At 57.8% G+C, this 13526-nt stretch carries 11 protein-coding genes; all 11 read left to right on the top strand.

The genetic code is table 11. The features are described from left to right. Positions 1-27: 27 nt before the first annotated feature. The 11 genes from VI01_RS11365 to VI01_RS11315 all read left to right on the top strand — a co-directional run bounded on the left by VI01_RS11365 (position 28) and on the right by VI01_RS11315 (position 13459). The gene (locus VI01_RS11365) at positions 28-981 is read left to right on the top strand and encodes an ABC transporter permease (RefSeq protein ID WP_038646208.1); all 954 of its coding nucleotides are present in this window, start codon (positions 28-30) and stop codon (positions 979-981) included. After that, complete coding sequence (locus VI01_RS11360) at positions 981-1832, top strand: ABC transporter permease (protein ID WP_045815180.1); 852 nt, start codon at positions 981-983, stop codon at positions 1830-1832. The genes VI01_RS11365 and VI01_RS11360 overlap by 1 nt, the downstream gene beginning before the upstream one ends. Continuing rightward, positions 1829-3493, top strand: a complete 1665-nt coding sequence (locus VI01_RS11355; RefSeq protein ID WP_045815179.1) for an ABC transporter ATP-binding protein — start codon at positions 1829-1831, stop codon at positions 3491-3493. Before VI01_RS11360 ends, VI01_RS11355 begins: the two co-directional genes overlap by 4 nt. A 113-nt stretch (positions 3494-3606) precedes the next feature. Further along, positions 3607-4452: a GNAT family N-acetyltransferase gene (locus tag VI01_RS11350; RefSeq protein ID WP_045815178.1), complete on the top strand. Its 846-nt coding sequence runs from the start codon at positions 3607-3609 to the stop codon at positions 4450-4452. Continuing rightward, on the top strand, positions 4452-5378 hold the full coding sequence (locus VI01_RS11345; RefSeq protein WP_045815177.1) for a glyoxylate/hydroxypyruvate reductase A: 927 nt from the start codon (positions 4452-4454) through the stop codon (positions 5376-5378). Before VI01_RS11350 ends, VI01_RS11345 begins: the two co-directional genes overlap by 1 nt. A 7-nt stretch (positions 5379-5385) precedes the next feature. Next, positions 5386-6519, top strand: a complete 1134-nt coding sequence (locus VI01_RS11340; protein WP_197079591.1) for a M20 aminoacylase family protein — start codon at positions 5386-5388, stop codon at positions 6517-6519. Positions 6520-6634: 115 nt separating this feature from the next. Beyond that, positions 6635-7951, top strand: coding sequence for a 4-aminobutyrate--2-oxoglutarate transaminase (gabT, locus tag VI01_RS11335; RefSeq protein ID WP_038646221.1), 1317 nt, complete (start codon positions 6635-6637; stop codon positions 7949-7951). Between the two features lie 142 nt (positions 7952-8093). After that, the gene (locus VI01_RS11330; protein ID WP_045815175.1) at positions 8094-8606 is read left to right on the top strand and encodes an Lrp/AsnC family transcriptional regulator; all 513 of its coding nucleotides are present in this window, start codon (positions 8094-8096) and stop codon (positions 8604-8606) included. Positions 8607-8928: 322 nt separating this feature from the next. After that, the gene (locus VI01_RS11325; protein ID WP_045815174.1) at positions 8929-9375 is read left to right on the top strand and encodes a GNAT family N-acetyltransferase; all 447 of its coding nucleotides are present in this window, start codon (positions 8929-8931) and stop codon (positions 9373-9375) included. An 18-nt stretch (positions 9376-9393) separates the two neighbouring features. Continuing rightward, entirely contained in the window at positions 9394-11442 is a 2049-nt protein-coding gene (locus VI01_RS11320) for a hydantoinase/oxoprolinase family protein (RefSeq protein WP_045815173.1), read from the top strand. A gap of 1 nt (position 11443) precedes the next feature. After that, entirely contained in the window at positions 11444-13459 is a 2016-nt protein-coding gene (locus VI01_RS11315) for a hydantoinase B/oxoprolinase family protein (RefSeq protein WP_045815172.1), read from the top strand. The last annotated feature ends 67 nt before the right edge of the window (positions 13460-13526 follow it).

The raw sequence follows: 13526 nt of genomic DNA, 5'->3' as shown, positions 1-13526 counted from the left end.
TTCGTCATCCGTCAGAGGAGAACGCCGATGAATCGATACATGTTGTTTCTGATTGCCCGGCGCGCAGGTGCGGGCATCCTGACCTTGCTTATCGTCTCGGCGGTGGTGTTTTTTATCACCAGCCTGCTGCCTGGCGACGCCGCGCAGATGATCCTGGGGCAAAACGCCACGCCGGAAACGGTGGCGGCGTTACGCCAGCAGCTGGGTCTGGATCAGCCATTGTTGATGCGTTACTTCAGCTGGCTCGGCGGAATGCTGCACGGTGATTTTGGTACCTCGTTTGCCAGCCATCTGCCGGTGACGCAACTGGTGGGACAGCGTATTCCTGCCACGCTGGAACTGGCGGGCATCACCACGGTAATCTGCGTCCCGCTGGCGCTGGTGATCGGCATTCTGGCCGCCATGAATCGCGGTTCAGCACTGGATCGCTTTCTGGTGATCGCCACCATGGCGACGGTGGCGGTACCGGAGTTTCTGGTGGCCACCGTGGCAGTGTTGATCTTCGCGGTCAAACTGCATTGGGTCTCGGCGATGTCGTTTGGCAGCCCCGATATGGATCTCGTCAGTTATCTGAAAGCTTACGCACTGCCGGTGCTGACGTTGTGCTGCGTATTAGTGGCGCAGATGGCACGGATGACGCGTTCGGCGATCATTAATCAGCTCGACAGCCCGTATCTGGAGATGGCGTTGCTGAAAGGTGTCTCGCCGCTGCGTGCCGTGTTGCGTCATGCGCTGCCGAATGCGGTGGGACCGATTGCCAACGCCATTTCGCTCAGCCTGTCTTACCTGTTTGGTGGGGTGATCATTATTGAGTCGATCTTCAGCTACCCCGGTCTCGCCAGTGCGCTGGTGGATGCCGTGAGTAACCGCGATCTGCCGGTGGTGCAGTTGTGCGTGATGATGTTCGCCGCCTGTTATCTGGTGCTGCTGCTGATTGCTGACATCCTGACTATCGCCTTTAACCCAAAATGGAGGAGCTGATGAATAGCTTGCTGCTTCCTGTACGAATTTTTCAGTCGCTGTCGATCTCCGGTCGCATTGGCCTGGCGATCTCTCTGTTTTGGGTACTGATGGCGCTTTTCGGCAATCAACTGGCGCCGCATAGCGTAGAGGATATCGGTGGTGGCCCGATGCTAGGAGGGATGACCGCTGACAACCTGCTGGGCACCGATTATCTCGGTCGCGACATCCTCAGCCGCATCTTATACGGTGCGAAATTCTCCATCGGTCTGGCGTTGACCGCTGCGCTGGGTGCTAGTCTGATCGGCACCTTGCTGGCGCTGTTGGCCGCTGTGGCCGGACGCTGGCTCGAGGAGTTGCTGGGCCGTATTAACGATGCCATGTTGGTGCTGCCAGGCAAAGTGCTGTCGCTGATGATTGTGGCCGTGTTTGGTTCGTCGCTACCGATGCTGATTCTGACTGCCGTCTTCACTTACTGGCCCGGTGCGTTCCGTATCGCGTTCGCCATGGCCAGCAGTTTGCGCAATATGGATTACGTCCGTGCTTCACGACTGCGTGGCGAAAGCCGCTGGTATGTGGCCATCCATGACATTCTGCCGAATATGGTGCATCCGATGCTCACCGATTTTGGCCTGCGTTTTGTCTATATCGTGCTGTTACTCAGCGGATTGAGCTTCCTGGGCTTAGGCGTGCAACCACCTTATGCTGATTGGGGCACGTTGGTACGTGAAAATCTGCAGGGCCTGTTTAACGGCTCACCTGCGGTATTGATGCCGGCAGTGGCGATTGCCAGTTTAACCATCGGCGCCAACCTGTTTATTGACAGCCTGCAGCAGATGCGTCCGCTGACGCTGGCGAAGGAGGGAGCATGAACGTGACACCCCATACAGCCATGCCCGTGATCTCCGTTGAAAACCTGCGTGTCACCGCCGAGACGGATAAGGGCGAAGAGATCGATCTGGTTTCAGATATCCGTTTTACCGTACAAAAAGGCGAAGTGCTGGCGCTGATCGGCGAATCCGGTTCGGGTAAAACCACCATCGCCATGGCGCTGATGGGCTATGCGCGCCACGGCTGCCGCATCGCCGAGGGCAACATTCATCTGGCGGGCACCGACGTGCGTAGTCTGTCGCCCGGCCAGCTGCGCGAATTTCGCGGCAACAAAGTGGCCTACATCGCCCAAAGTGCGGCTGCTTCCTTCAACCCAGGGATGCGTATTCTCGATCAGGTTATCGAGCCGGTGGTGATCCATGGCACCATGAAACGCAAAGCCGCCAAAGAGAAGGCGATCACGCTGTTTCGCGAGCTGGCATTGCCGAATCCTGACACCATTGGCGACCGTTTCCCGCATCAGGTCTCAGGCGGACAGCTGCAACGTCTGATGACGGCCATGGCACTGATTGGCGATCCGGATGTGGTGATCCTCGACGAGCCGACCACGGCACTGGATGTCACTACTCAGGTTGAAGTACTGAAAGCGTTTCGCCGTGTGGTGGCACAGCGCGGTGTGACCGCGATTTACGTCAGTCACGATCTGGCGGTGGTGGCGCAGATGGCGGATCGCATTCTGGTGCTGCTGCGCGGGAAAATGGCGGAATATGGCACCACTGAGCGGTTGATTGGTGCGCCGCAGGCCGAATATACCCAACTATTAATGGATGCTGCACGCCAGAAAGAGCGAGAAAGCAGCTGGACCTGCGCAGAGGCTGATGTGCAGCCGCTGATGGAAGTGCGCGATCTCAGTGCCGGATATGGCCCACGTGATAGTGAGGGCAAACCGAAAACGCTGATTCTGCAAGATATCAATCTTAAGCTGTGTAAAGGGCAAGCGATTGGCATTATCGGCGAGTCGGGTTCGGGTAAAACCACGTTGGCACATGCGATTGCCGGCCTGAATGCCCCGAGTCACGGTCATATTCTGTTTAATGGTCACTACATCAATGGCGACATGCATAAACGCCCGGATAACGAACTGCGGCGGATCCAGTATGTGTTCCAGATGGCGGATACCGCGCTGAACCCGGCACACAGCGTGGAACGTATTCTGACTCGGCCGCTCGTGCTGTTCCACGGTCTGAAAGGGGCCGATCTTGAGCGTCGTCTGCATCAGTTACTCGACCTGGTCAAACTACCGCGTTCAGTGTTGTGGCGCCGCCCATGGGCGCTGTCCGGTGGGCAGAAGCAGCGTGTGAATCTGGCGCGAGCCCTTGCGGCGGAGCCGGATCTGATTCTGTGCGATGAAGTGACATCGGCATTAGATACGGTGGTCGCCGCCGCCGTACTGGATCTGATCAGCGAACTGCGTCGTGAGTTGGGGCTGTCGGTGCTGTTTATCAGTCATGATATGCATGCGGTCCGCGCCGTTTGCGATGATATCGTGGTGATGAAATCAGGCCGTATCGTCACGCAAATTTCCCGCGCTGATTATGATAAGCCGACCAGTGAGCTGTACTTCGAGCGCCTTAAACGGGCGGTGCCGGAGCTGCGACAGGGTTGGCTGGATGAGCACGAAGAAGTGCTTAAAGCAGAATAAACATCACGGCATTCGTAGCGATGCGATAAATCGCACATCTCAATGGCGAAACCGCTCGCGCAGCAGATTGCGCCGCTACGTCGCGGGGGCGTTTTACAAGAAAGGAGCAGCAGATGATCACATTACGCGCCATGACGCAGGACGATATTGAATACGGCTATGCCATCACCCAACAGCTCAAGTGGCCGCATCGTCGTGAAGACTGGCAGCAGGCGTTGGCATTGGGTGAAGGCGTGGTCGCTGAAGAACAGGGCAAATTTGTCGGCAGCGCCTTTGGCTGGCGTTGGGGTGAACACGCCGCCACCATTGGTCTGGTGGTGGTGAATCCCACCTGCCAGGGGCGCGGCATTGGTAAGCAACTGATGCTGGCCGTGATGGAAAAATTCCCGGACGCCGTGATTCGTTTACATGCGACGGAAATGGGGCAGGGGTTGTATGAGAAGCTCGGCTTTAAGGTGACGGGCAGCATCCAGCAGCACCAGACACGTGAGCTGGCAGCCGTGCCTGCGGTGAGTATCCCCACCGGTCTGACGCTGCGTAATGTCGAGGCGAATGACGTCGATCTACTTACCGAATTAGACCATCAGGCTCACGGTATGTGGCGTCCACAGTTGATGCAAACGCTGATCGCTGATCATCAAACGGTATTGCTGCAGGATGCGCAGCAGCGGGTGCAAGGGTTTGCCAGTCTGCGCCGCTTTGGTCACGGCTGGGCAATTGGCCCGGTGATTGCGCGCGATATCGAGACGGCACAGGCGTTAATTGCCGCGCTGATGCAGGGGTTGCGCGGCGAGTTCGTGCGCATCGATACCGATGCGGCTTTACCGCTGGCGAGCTGGCTGGAAAAACGGGGGCTGGTCAAGGTTGATGCGCCCACCACCATGTATCTGGGAACGCCGTGGTCACCGCAAGCCGGTGAGATGCAGGCGTTTGGGTTGATGACCCAGGCGATGGCCTGATGCATATCGTTTATAAATCGGAGGCCACGCGCGGAGCCCACTGGCAGCGCTGGCTGGCTGAACATGCACCGGATGTGCAGATGCATATCTGGCCGGATGTGGGTGACGCAGAACAGGTTGAACTGCTGGTGGCCTGGCAACCGCCAGAAGATGTCATGGCAACGTTCCCTAATCTCAAAGCGCTACTGTCGGTGGGCGCGGGGGCCGATCAGTTCGACCTTAGTCAACTACCACCCCATTTGCCGGTGGTGCGCATGATCGAACCCGGCCTGACGCAAGGCATGGTGGAGTACGTCACCTTTGCCGTGCTGGGGTTGCATCGTGATATGCCGCGCTATTTCCAACAGCAGCGCGCAGCAACGTGGCAAACGCACCCTATTCGTACCGCCCATCAGCGGCGGGTGGGGGTCATGGGCTTAGGCGAACTCGGCCAGGCATCTTTGCAGCAGCTGGTGTCATTAGGATTTGACTGTGCGGGCTGGAGCCGAACACCGCGTGAACTCGAGGGCGTGCGCTGCTGGCATGGCGCTGAGCAACTGGCTGAGTTTCTGGCACACAGCGACATTCTGGTGTGTTTGCTGCCGTTGACTGACAGCACTCGCGGTTTGCTCAACGCTGAACTGTTTGCGCAGTTACCTGCCGGAGCCGCACTGGTACAGGTGGGGCGTGGCCCGCAGTTAAATCATGACGATCTGCTCACGGCGCTGGCCAGCGGACAAGTGAGCGCAGCCGTGCTCGATGTGACCGATCCCGAACCTTTACCGCCGGAACACCCTTTCTGGCAGCATCCTGCCATCTGGCTCACGCCGCATATTGCCAGCCAGACGCAAACCGATAGCGCAGTGGCGGCGCTGCTCGACAACCTGCGCCGCTACCAACGCGGCGAACCGATGGTCGGTCTTATCGATCGCAAACGGGGATACTGAGATGGAACTGGAACAATTAGTCGCTCTGCGACGGGATCTGCACGCCCATCCCGAGCTGGGGTATCAGGAAACACGCACCAGCGACATTGTGGCGCAGGTGCTGCAAGAACATGGAATTGAAGTGCACCGTGGCATGGGAAAAACCGGTGTTGTGGGCGTGCTGAAGCGTGGCAACGGCACGCGCATCATTGGCCTGCGCGCTGATATGGATGCGCTGCCGATGCAGGATAACGGCACCCAGGCGTGGAAAAGTGTGCATGCCAATGTCTGCCATGCCTGCGGTCACGATGGCCATACGGTGATGCTATTAGGTGCGGCTATCCAACTGGCGCAACAGCGTGATTTTGACGGCACGCTGGTGTTTATCTTTCAGCCGGCAGAAGAGGGACTTGCCGGCGCGAAAGCGATGATCGAAGACGGACTGTTCCAGCGATTTCCTTGCGATGCGGTATTTGCCCTGCATAACTGGCCCGAACTGCCGCTGGGCGACGTGCAGACGCGACCGGGCGCCATCATGGCGGCGGCGGATCGCTTTGATATCACGGTAAAAGGTGGTGGCGGCCATGCCGCACAGCCGCACCTGACGCGCGACACGCTGCTGGCGACCAGCGAGCTGGTGGTGCAACTTAATACGCTGGTGGCGCGTGCACTTGATCCCTGCGAGCCGGGATTGCTCACGGTGACGCGCATGCAGGGCGGTTTCTCCCACAACATGATTCCAGCGGAAGCCAGTATCACCGGCACAGTGCGTACATTCAGCCCAGCGGCGCAGGACATCATTGAAAGTCGTTTGCGTGAAATGGCGCAACATGTCACGGCGGCGCACGGCCTGCAGGCAGAGGTGAGCTATCTGCGCTATTACCCGGCCACGGTCAATCATGCGGGGGCTGCACAAGTGGCGCTTGAGGCATTGCGCGAGGCGGGCATCCCTGCGGAACAAGCCAGGCAACCGGCACTGACGTCAGAAGATTTTGCCTTTATGTTGCAGGCAAAACCGGGCGCCTATTTGTGGATCGGGTCGGCACCCAGCCAGCCCTTACACCATTCCTCTTACGACTTTAACGACGCACTGATCCCGCACGGTATTCAGACTTTGACGGCCATCGCCCGCCACGCGCTGCGTGCAGAATTTCCCTGCTGATTGGCAGAAGATTTTGAAACGAAATGCCGCTGCTTTGCTGATTACGGCAGCGTGAGAAACCAACGGGTTGCGATACTTGAGCCAACCGAACGTTACGTGGATGAGGATTTTGAAAATGCAGAATGTCATGGCGGAGCAGCAAGCGTATAGCGATAACGGCCTGTTACTGGATGCACGTGAGCAGAATGTGCCACGTGGTGTGGTCACCGCGCATCCGTTGGTGATTGAACGGGCAAAAGGGAGTGAAGTGTGGGATGTTGAGGGCAATCGCTATCTCGATTTTGTCGGCGGGATTGGGGTACTCAACGTGGGTCATAACCATCCGGCAGTGGTGAATGCGGTGACAAAACAGCTTGGACTGGTGTCACACGCCTGTTTCCAGGTTGTTGCCTATCCGGGTTATATCGAACTGGCGCAGCGCCTGAATGCGCTGGTGGGTAAAGGTGAAGATTTCAAAAGCGTGTTCTTCACCAGCGGCGCGGAGGCGGTAGAAAATGCGGTGAAAATTGCCCGTGCGCACACCAATCGCAGCGGCATTATCGCGTTTGACGGTGCCTTCCATGGCCGTACCTTACTGGGCTGCACCCTGACGGGGATGAGCCAGCCGTATAAACAGAACTTCGGCCCGTTCGCCTCAGAAGTGTATCGCCTGCCTTATCCTAATGCCTTCCATGGCGTCAGTGATGATGACTGCCTGCAAGCATTGGAACAGTTGTTCGCCGTGCAGATCCTGCCGGAGCGAGTGGCGGCAATCATCATCGAGCCTGTTCAGGGTGACGGTGGCTTCCTGCCAGCGGGTGCGAACTTTATGCAAGCGCTGCGTCGCATTACCGAAAAACACGGCATCGTGCTGATTCTCGATGAAGTGCAGACCGGATTTGGTCGTACCGGTACGCTGTTTGCCTTCGAGCAACTGGGCATTACGCCGGATCTGGTGACAGTGGCGAAGAGTCTGGGTGGCGGTCTGCCGATTTCCGGCGTAGTCGGCAAAGCGGCCATCATGGATGCGCCATTGCCTGGCGGTCTCGGCGGCACCTATGGCGGTAACGCTCTGGGCTGTGCGGCGGCGCTGGCGGTGCTGGATCTGCTGGAAAATGACAATCTGCTGGCGCGCAGCAATCAGCTGGGTGAACAGCTCAACGCGCGTCTGCAACAGCTGGCGGAGAAGTATGCCTGTATTGGCGAAGTGCGCGGTGTGGGCTTTATGCAGGCGGTGGAGATCATCGACTTCGAAACCAAACGCCCTGACGCAGCGATGACGCAGAAAATCCTCGACTGCGCCTGCCAGGAAGGTCTGCTGCTGATCAAATGCGGCCTGCATCGCAACGTGGTGCGCTTCCTCGCGCCACTGGTGACCACAGATTCTCAGTTGGAAGAAGCGTTACATATCTTTGATATTGCGCTGGCCCGCGCCAGTGGTCGCCTGGGATAAATCCGGCTTCCTCATTGATATCTCTGGAATTATTGACTCGACCAATGAATGACGTGACGTGCGGAAGTCGCTGGCGCCGTCACGTCAAAGCGTGATATACCATCGTATCAGCCTGCGCGATTGGTCAACAATGAGGGGTGCTATGAACGGCTTAATGAAACTCGACCGCATCGACATCAACATCCTGGTGCAACTACAAAAAGATGGCCGTATCAGCAACGTCAATCTCGCCGATGCCGTTGGACTTTCGCCCAGCCCTTGTTTGCAACGGGTGAAGCGCCTGGAGCAGGCTGGATTTATTACCGGATATGAAGCCCACATCAATCTGACCAAAATTACCGATTCCGTCACCGTGTTTACTGAAGTGACGCTCTCTGGCCATCGCCGCGAAGATTTTATGAAATTTGAAAATGCGGTACGCGATGTGGATGAGCTGATGGAGTGCCACTTGATTACCGGCGGCTACGACTATTTGCTGCGCTTTATTACCCGCAGCATTGAGCACTACCAGGAAGTGATTGAGAAGATGCTGGATGCGCAAATCGGCATCGATAAGTACTTCAGCTATATCGTGATCAAATCGCCGATTATGAAAAGTACCGTTCCACTGCGATCGCTGATTGCTAAGCATAACTCAGTTGATTTTAGTGTCTGATGTTCCCTCATGAGACCTTCTCCCGTTGTGGGAGGAGGGATCCACTAAGCACCTGTATTGACGATACGGGAACATGATTCTCCCCTCCCTCAGATCTCATTTTTCGTTTCAGCTAACCCAGCCATTGTCATGTTGCCCGCCGCATCGATTGGCGCGGTTGCTGGCGGGTGGGAGAAAACGGTAACACGCGCTTTGACCCCGCAGCATAAAATTTCTTCTCTGCCGTAAATTCCCTTTATCTTTACTGTTCAGGTCGTGGCTTCACGCGCGCCCGGTGCCTGCATATTCGTACACTCAATTCATCGCTTTACAAGGAGTTGCCATGACCGCTCTAACCCTTGCCGATCATCAATGGAAGCGCGACGACTTCACCATCTCTACCGAACGTCAGCGCCTTGATATGGATTACATCCACCAGCAATTAACTGAGAAGTCTTACTGGGCCAGCGCGCAGCCACGCGCGAAAACTGAGCGCGCGTTTGCCGGCTCGTTACCGTTCGGTGTTTACCATCTTCAGCAGCAGATTGGCTTCGCGCGGTTGGTCACGGATTACACCCGATTTGGCTGGCTGTGCGATGTGATGATTGATGAAAACTGGCGGGGTCATGGTCTGGGCAGCTGGCTGGCAACCTGTGTGCGTGCGCACCCGGAACTGGCCACGGTGCACCGCTGGATGCTTTCAACCAATGATGCCCATCAGCTGTATCAGCGCCTTGGCTGGCGCGTGGTGCAGGACCCACAAAAACTGATGGAATTTCCTCTCTCCTGATAACGGAGCTTGCTCACCATGGGTTACCGCGTTGGCGTTGATATTGGCGGATCCTTTACGGATTTTGCCGTGCTGAATGAACAAACTCATCAGATCCATACCTTAAAAGTGCTGTCGCGGCCGGATCAGCCCGGCAGCGAAATTCTCACCGGGCTGTCGCAGTTGCAGCAGCGTGACGGTATTGAACCCCAGCATATTGACTACTTTACCCACGGCACTACCGTGGGCATCAACGCGGTGATCCAGCGACGTGGCGTGCGGCTGGCGCTGTTTGCCACCGAGGGATTTTGCGATGTGCTGGAGCTGGCGCGTCTTAAAATCCCCCATATCCACGATCTCTTCTCGCGACGTCCGGCGCCGTTGATTACCCGCGACCGGGTTTATGCCATCAAAGAACGCACTGACCGCCACGGAGAGGTGTTGCAGCCAGTCGACCGGCAAAGTGTGCTGGAGGCTATTGAACAGGCGCGTGCGGCGGGTTGTCAGGGCATTGTGGTGTCGCTATTGCACAGCTATCGCAATCGCCAGAACGAAGCGGCGGTCAAAGCGATCATCGAGGACGTGGCGCCTGAACTGCTTACCTCTTGTTCTGCCGACATCTGGCCGATTATTCGTGAATATGAACGGACCATCACCGCCACTATCAATGCTTACGTGCAGCCGATGGTGATTCATTACCTCGAATCGTTTGAACAGGCGTTACACACCATGGGCGTTAAGCCACCGCCGCGTATCACTAAGTCCAACGGCGGCGTGATGGGTGTGGAGCAGGCAAAAAGTGAATGCGTGCAGATGGTGTTGTCAGGTACGGCTTCGGGAGTGATCGGTGCCAGCTTCCTCGCCAGCGCCTGCGGTTTCGACAAAATTCTCAGTCTGGATATCGGGGGTACCAGCGCGGACGTGGCGGTGATCGTCAATGGGCAAGTCGCGCAGGGCAACGGTGAAATCATCGGTGATTTCCCCATTTATATTCCGTCGGTGGCCGTTACGTCGGTGGGACAGGGGGGCGGATCGCTGGCGTGGATCGATAACCAGGGGGTACTGCAAATGGGTCCAGACAGCGCCGGATCGCTGCCGGGACCGGTGTGTTTCCAGCGCGGAGGGACGCAGCCAACAGCGACCGATGCTTTTGCAGCCTGTGGGATGATCGGTCATGGCGATCTGGGCTACAACGCGGTGAAAGTCGATGTCGCCGCCGCGCGTGCCGCCTGGCAGCCGCTGGCGGAGCAACTGGGCATTACGGTGGAAGAGACGGCGGAAACGGCTATCGAACTGGCGATCTCCAGTATGTACGGTGACACCAGCGGATTGCTGTCGCGTTTTGGGCTGGATCCGCGTGAGTTCTGGTTCCTCGCCTTTGGTGGCGCGGGCCCGATGATGGGGTGTTTCCTCGCCCGCGAACTCAACATGAAAGGGGTGATCGTGCCACCTACGCCGGGGGTACTGTCTGCGCTGGGAGGGCTGGTGGCGGACATCCGCAATGATTTTATCCGCACGCTCTACAGCGATCTGGACGCCAGCCTTGCGGATAAGCTGGCAACGGAAGCGGAAGCCCTGAGCCAACGTGCGCGTGGCTGGCTGCACGAGCAACACGGCGCGGACATGCCGTTCGCTTTGCATTACAGCGCCGATATGCGCTATCGCGGCCAATCGTTTGAGATAGAAGTCGCATTACAGCCGGAGTGGCTGGTGCAGGCCAACGTGGCGGCCTTACATGAGGCCTTTGACCGCCAGCATCAGCAGCTGTTTGGTCACTGTGATGCCGATGCGCCGGTGCAGATTATCAATCTGCGGTTGGTGATTGCGTCTCCCACACCGAAACCCACGCTCAATCTGTTGCCTGCGGCCACTCATGCCGTCGAGGTCGCAAAACAGGTGCATGCCTGGATTGACGGTGCGTCGCATCCGGTCGATGTGGTGTTGCGTGCCACTCTGCGTGCCGGACACCATCTCAACGGACCGGTGATCATCGCACAGGATGACTGCACCACCTGCGTTCCACCGTTCATGCAGGTGGATGTCGATAGTTTTGGCAACTTGCTGATTACGCCTCTGGAGGCAAACTAACATGGCCATTAACGGACGTAACCTGCAAATTCTGGCGAACTATTGCGCGGCGGCGGCCGATGCGATGGCGTTTACGCTGATGCGCACCGCGCACTCCACTTTCGTCAAAGAGACCGAAGATTTTTCCTGTCAGATTGTCAGTCGTGACGGCATGGCGTTCGCCTCACCGCGCAGCTTTGGCGCGCCCTGGTACAGCGGCATCGATTACGGCCCGGTGCTGGCGTTAATCGACAGCTATCAGGAGGGCGATATCTGCATCACCAATGATTCGTATGCGGGCAATGTGGCAACGCACTCGCCGGATATCCATATCTGGAAGCCGGTGTTTCACAACGGTGCGATTGTCTGTTTTGTGGTGGGCCATATTCATAACACCGATGTGGGCGGCGCGGTGCCGGCTTCGCTGTCGCGATCGCTGACCGACATCGTGCAGGAGGGCATCCGCATTCCGCCACTCAAGATTGTGCGCAACGGTGAGTTGAATGAAGAAGTCGCCAGCATCATGCGTCTCAACGTACGTGCACCAGAGCAAAACTGGGGGGATTTCAAGGCGCAGATTGCCTCGGTGAACGTGGGCGAGCGTAAGATCCATGACATCATCGCGCGTTTTGGTGTTGAGGATTTCCTGCAGGGTATCGAGGGTATTCTGGACTACGCCGAAGCGCAGGCGCGCAGCATTATTGCCACTATCCCGGACGGGGATTACTTCTATGCTGACTTTGCCGATGAAGATGGTGAAGGCGGCTATCCGTGCCGCGTAGCCATCACGCTGCGCATTAGCGGCGACACGCTGGAACTGGATTACACCGGCAGCGATCCGCAGTTGGCCTCGTCGCTGAATATGCCTACGGGCGGCCGTGAACGCCATCCGCTGGCGCTGGTGGGTGTCACTTATGTGCTTTCCACGCTGGATCGCCATCTGCTGCTCAATGCGGGCACCTTACGCCCGACGCGGGCTATCCTGCCGCCCGGTACGGTGATGAACTGTGAAGCGCCTGCCGCGGTGGGCATGCGATCGCTGACCTGCGCGTTGTCGCAGATCGCCACCATTGGCGTCTTTTCCCAGGCATTGCCCGATCGCTTACCGGCCAACTCACCCGGCGGCAACTCGATCATGAATATCCGTACCAGCGACAGTCAGAACCGCAGCGTGGTGGCTTCGCTAGGACCCGTCGGCGGTGGCGCGGGCGGTACGCCACGTCATGATGGCCCGGATGGTTCTGGCGGGTTATCGGCGTTTCTGAAAAACACGCCTATTGAGATCAACGAGGCAGAAGTCCCCATCCAATTCCATCGCTATGGGCTGGCAGCGGACAGTGCCGGTGCCGGGCGCTATCGTGGCGGCCTGGCCACGGAGATGGCGTTTGAAATTACCGCGCCCAACACCACGGTAACGGCGCGCAATCGCAACCGGTCAGTGTTCGCCTCGGCTGGCGTGCTGGGCGGTGAGTCAGGGGCATTGTCGCACTTCCGCACGCTGCGCAACGGCAAGGCCATTGAACACGGCAACACCGATGTCATTCGTTGCCAGCCGGGCGATATCGTTGAGGTGCGCGGTCCGGGCGCGGGAGGGTATGGCCTGCCAGTGGAACGTGACACGGCGGCAGTGCTGCAGGATGTGCGCTGCGGATTCGTCTCCTGCCAGATGGCGCGTGAGCGCTACGGCGTGGCGATCATCGATGATGAGGTGGATGCGATCACCACTGCGCGTTTACGAGCTGAGATGCAGCACGAAGCCCGGCAGCATTTTGATCACGGCCCAGCCCGCACCGCGTTTGAACAGCAGTGGACACCGGCGCGCTATGCGTTGCTCACCACGTTTCTGGCACAAGCGCCGGTCAGCTGGCGCCACTTCCTCAAGCAGCAGGTGTTTGACGCCGTGGCAGTGGAGGCACAACCGGCAACACGTGAGGCGGTTGCAGCAGATCCACAACCGGCAATGCTTGAGGCGCAGATGCAGGCCATCTTCCAGAAGCTGCAACAACGCTATCCGGCGATGATGAACAGGTCGCACTAAGCGCTAATATTCAGCTTCAGGCTTTGCCATAGTCTTTTGTTGCCCGATGACGGTTCATCAGGCGCAT

Origin of the sequence: Pantoea sp. SM3 (assembly GCF_000963995.1) — a bacterium.
Classification (GTDB): Bacteria; Pseudomonadota; Gammaproteobacteria; order Enterobacterales; family Enterobacteriaceae; genus Pantoea; species Pantoea rwandensis_B.
The sequence above is the reverse complement of the archived record's forward strand: the minus strand, read 5'-3'. Positions and strand labels throughout refer to the sequence as shown.

What these genes read in the sequence shown, in the direction of transcription:
- VI01_RS11345 (WP_045815177.1), top strand. Translation starts at nt 4,452, where the DNA reads ATGCATATCGTTTATAAATCGGAGGCCACGCGCGGAGCCCACTGGCAG.
- VI01_RS11365 (WP_038646208.1), top strand. Translation starts at nt 28, where the DNA reads ATGAATCGATACATGTTGTTTCTGATTGCCCGGCGCGCAGGTGCGGGC.
- VI01_RS11355 (WP_045815179.1), top strand. Translation starts at nt 1,829, where the DNA reads ATGAACGTGACACCCCATACAGCCATGCCCGTGATCTCCGTTGAAAAC.
- VI01_RS11325 (WP_045815174.1), top strand. Translation starts at nt 8,929, where the DNA reads ATGACCGCTCTAACCCTTGCCGATCATCAATGGAAGCGCGACGACTTC.
- VI01_RS11350 (WP_045815178.1), top strand. Translation starts at nt 3,607, where the DNA reads ATGATCACATTACGCGCCATGACGCAGGACGATATTGAATACGGCTAT.
- VI01_RS11330 (WP_045815175.1), top strand. Translation starts at nt 8,094, where the DNA reads ATGAACGGCTTAATGAAACTCGACCGCATCGACATCAACATCCTGGTG.
- VI01_RS11360 (WP_045815180.1), top strand. Translation starts at nt 981, where the DNA reads ATGAATAGCTTGCTGCTTCCTGTACGAATTTTTCAGTCGCTGTCGATC.
- gabT (WP_038646221.1), top strand. Translation starts at nt 6,635, where the DNA reads ATGCAGAATGTCATGGCGGAGCAGCAAGCGTATAGCGATAACGGCCTG.
- VI01_RS11320 (WP_045815173.1), top strand. Translation starts at nt 9,394, where the DNA reads ATGGGTTACCGCGTTGGCGTTGATATTGGCGGATCCTTTACGGATTTT.
- VI01_RS11315 (WP_045815172.1), top strand. Translation starts at nt 11,444, where the DNA reads ATGGCCATTAACGGACGTAACCTGCAAATTCTGGCGAACTATTGCGCG.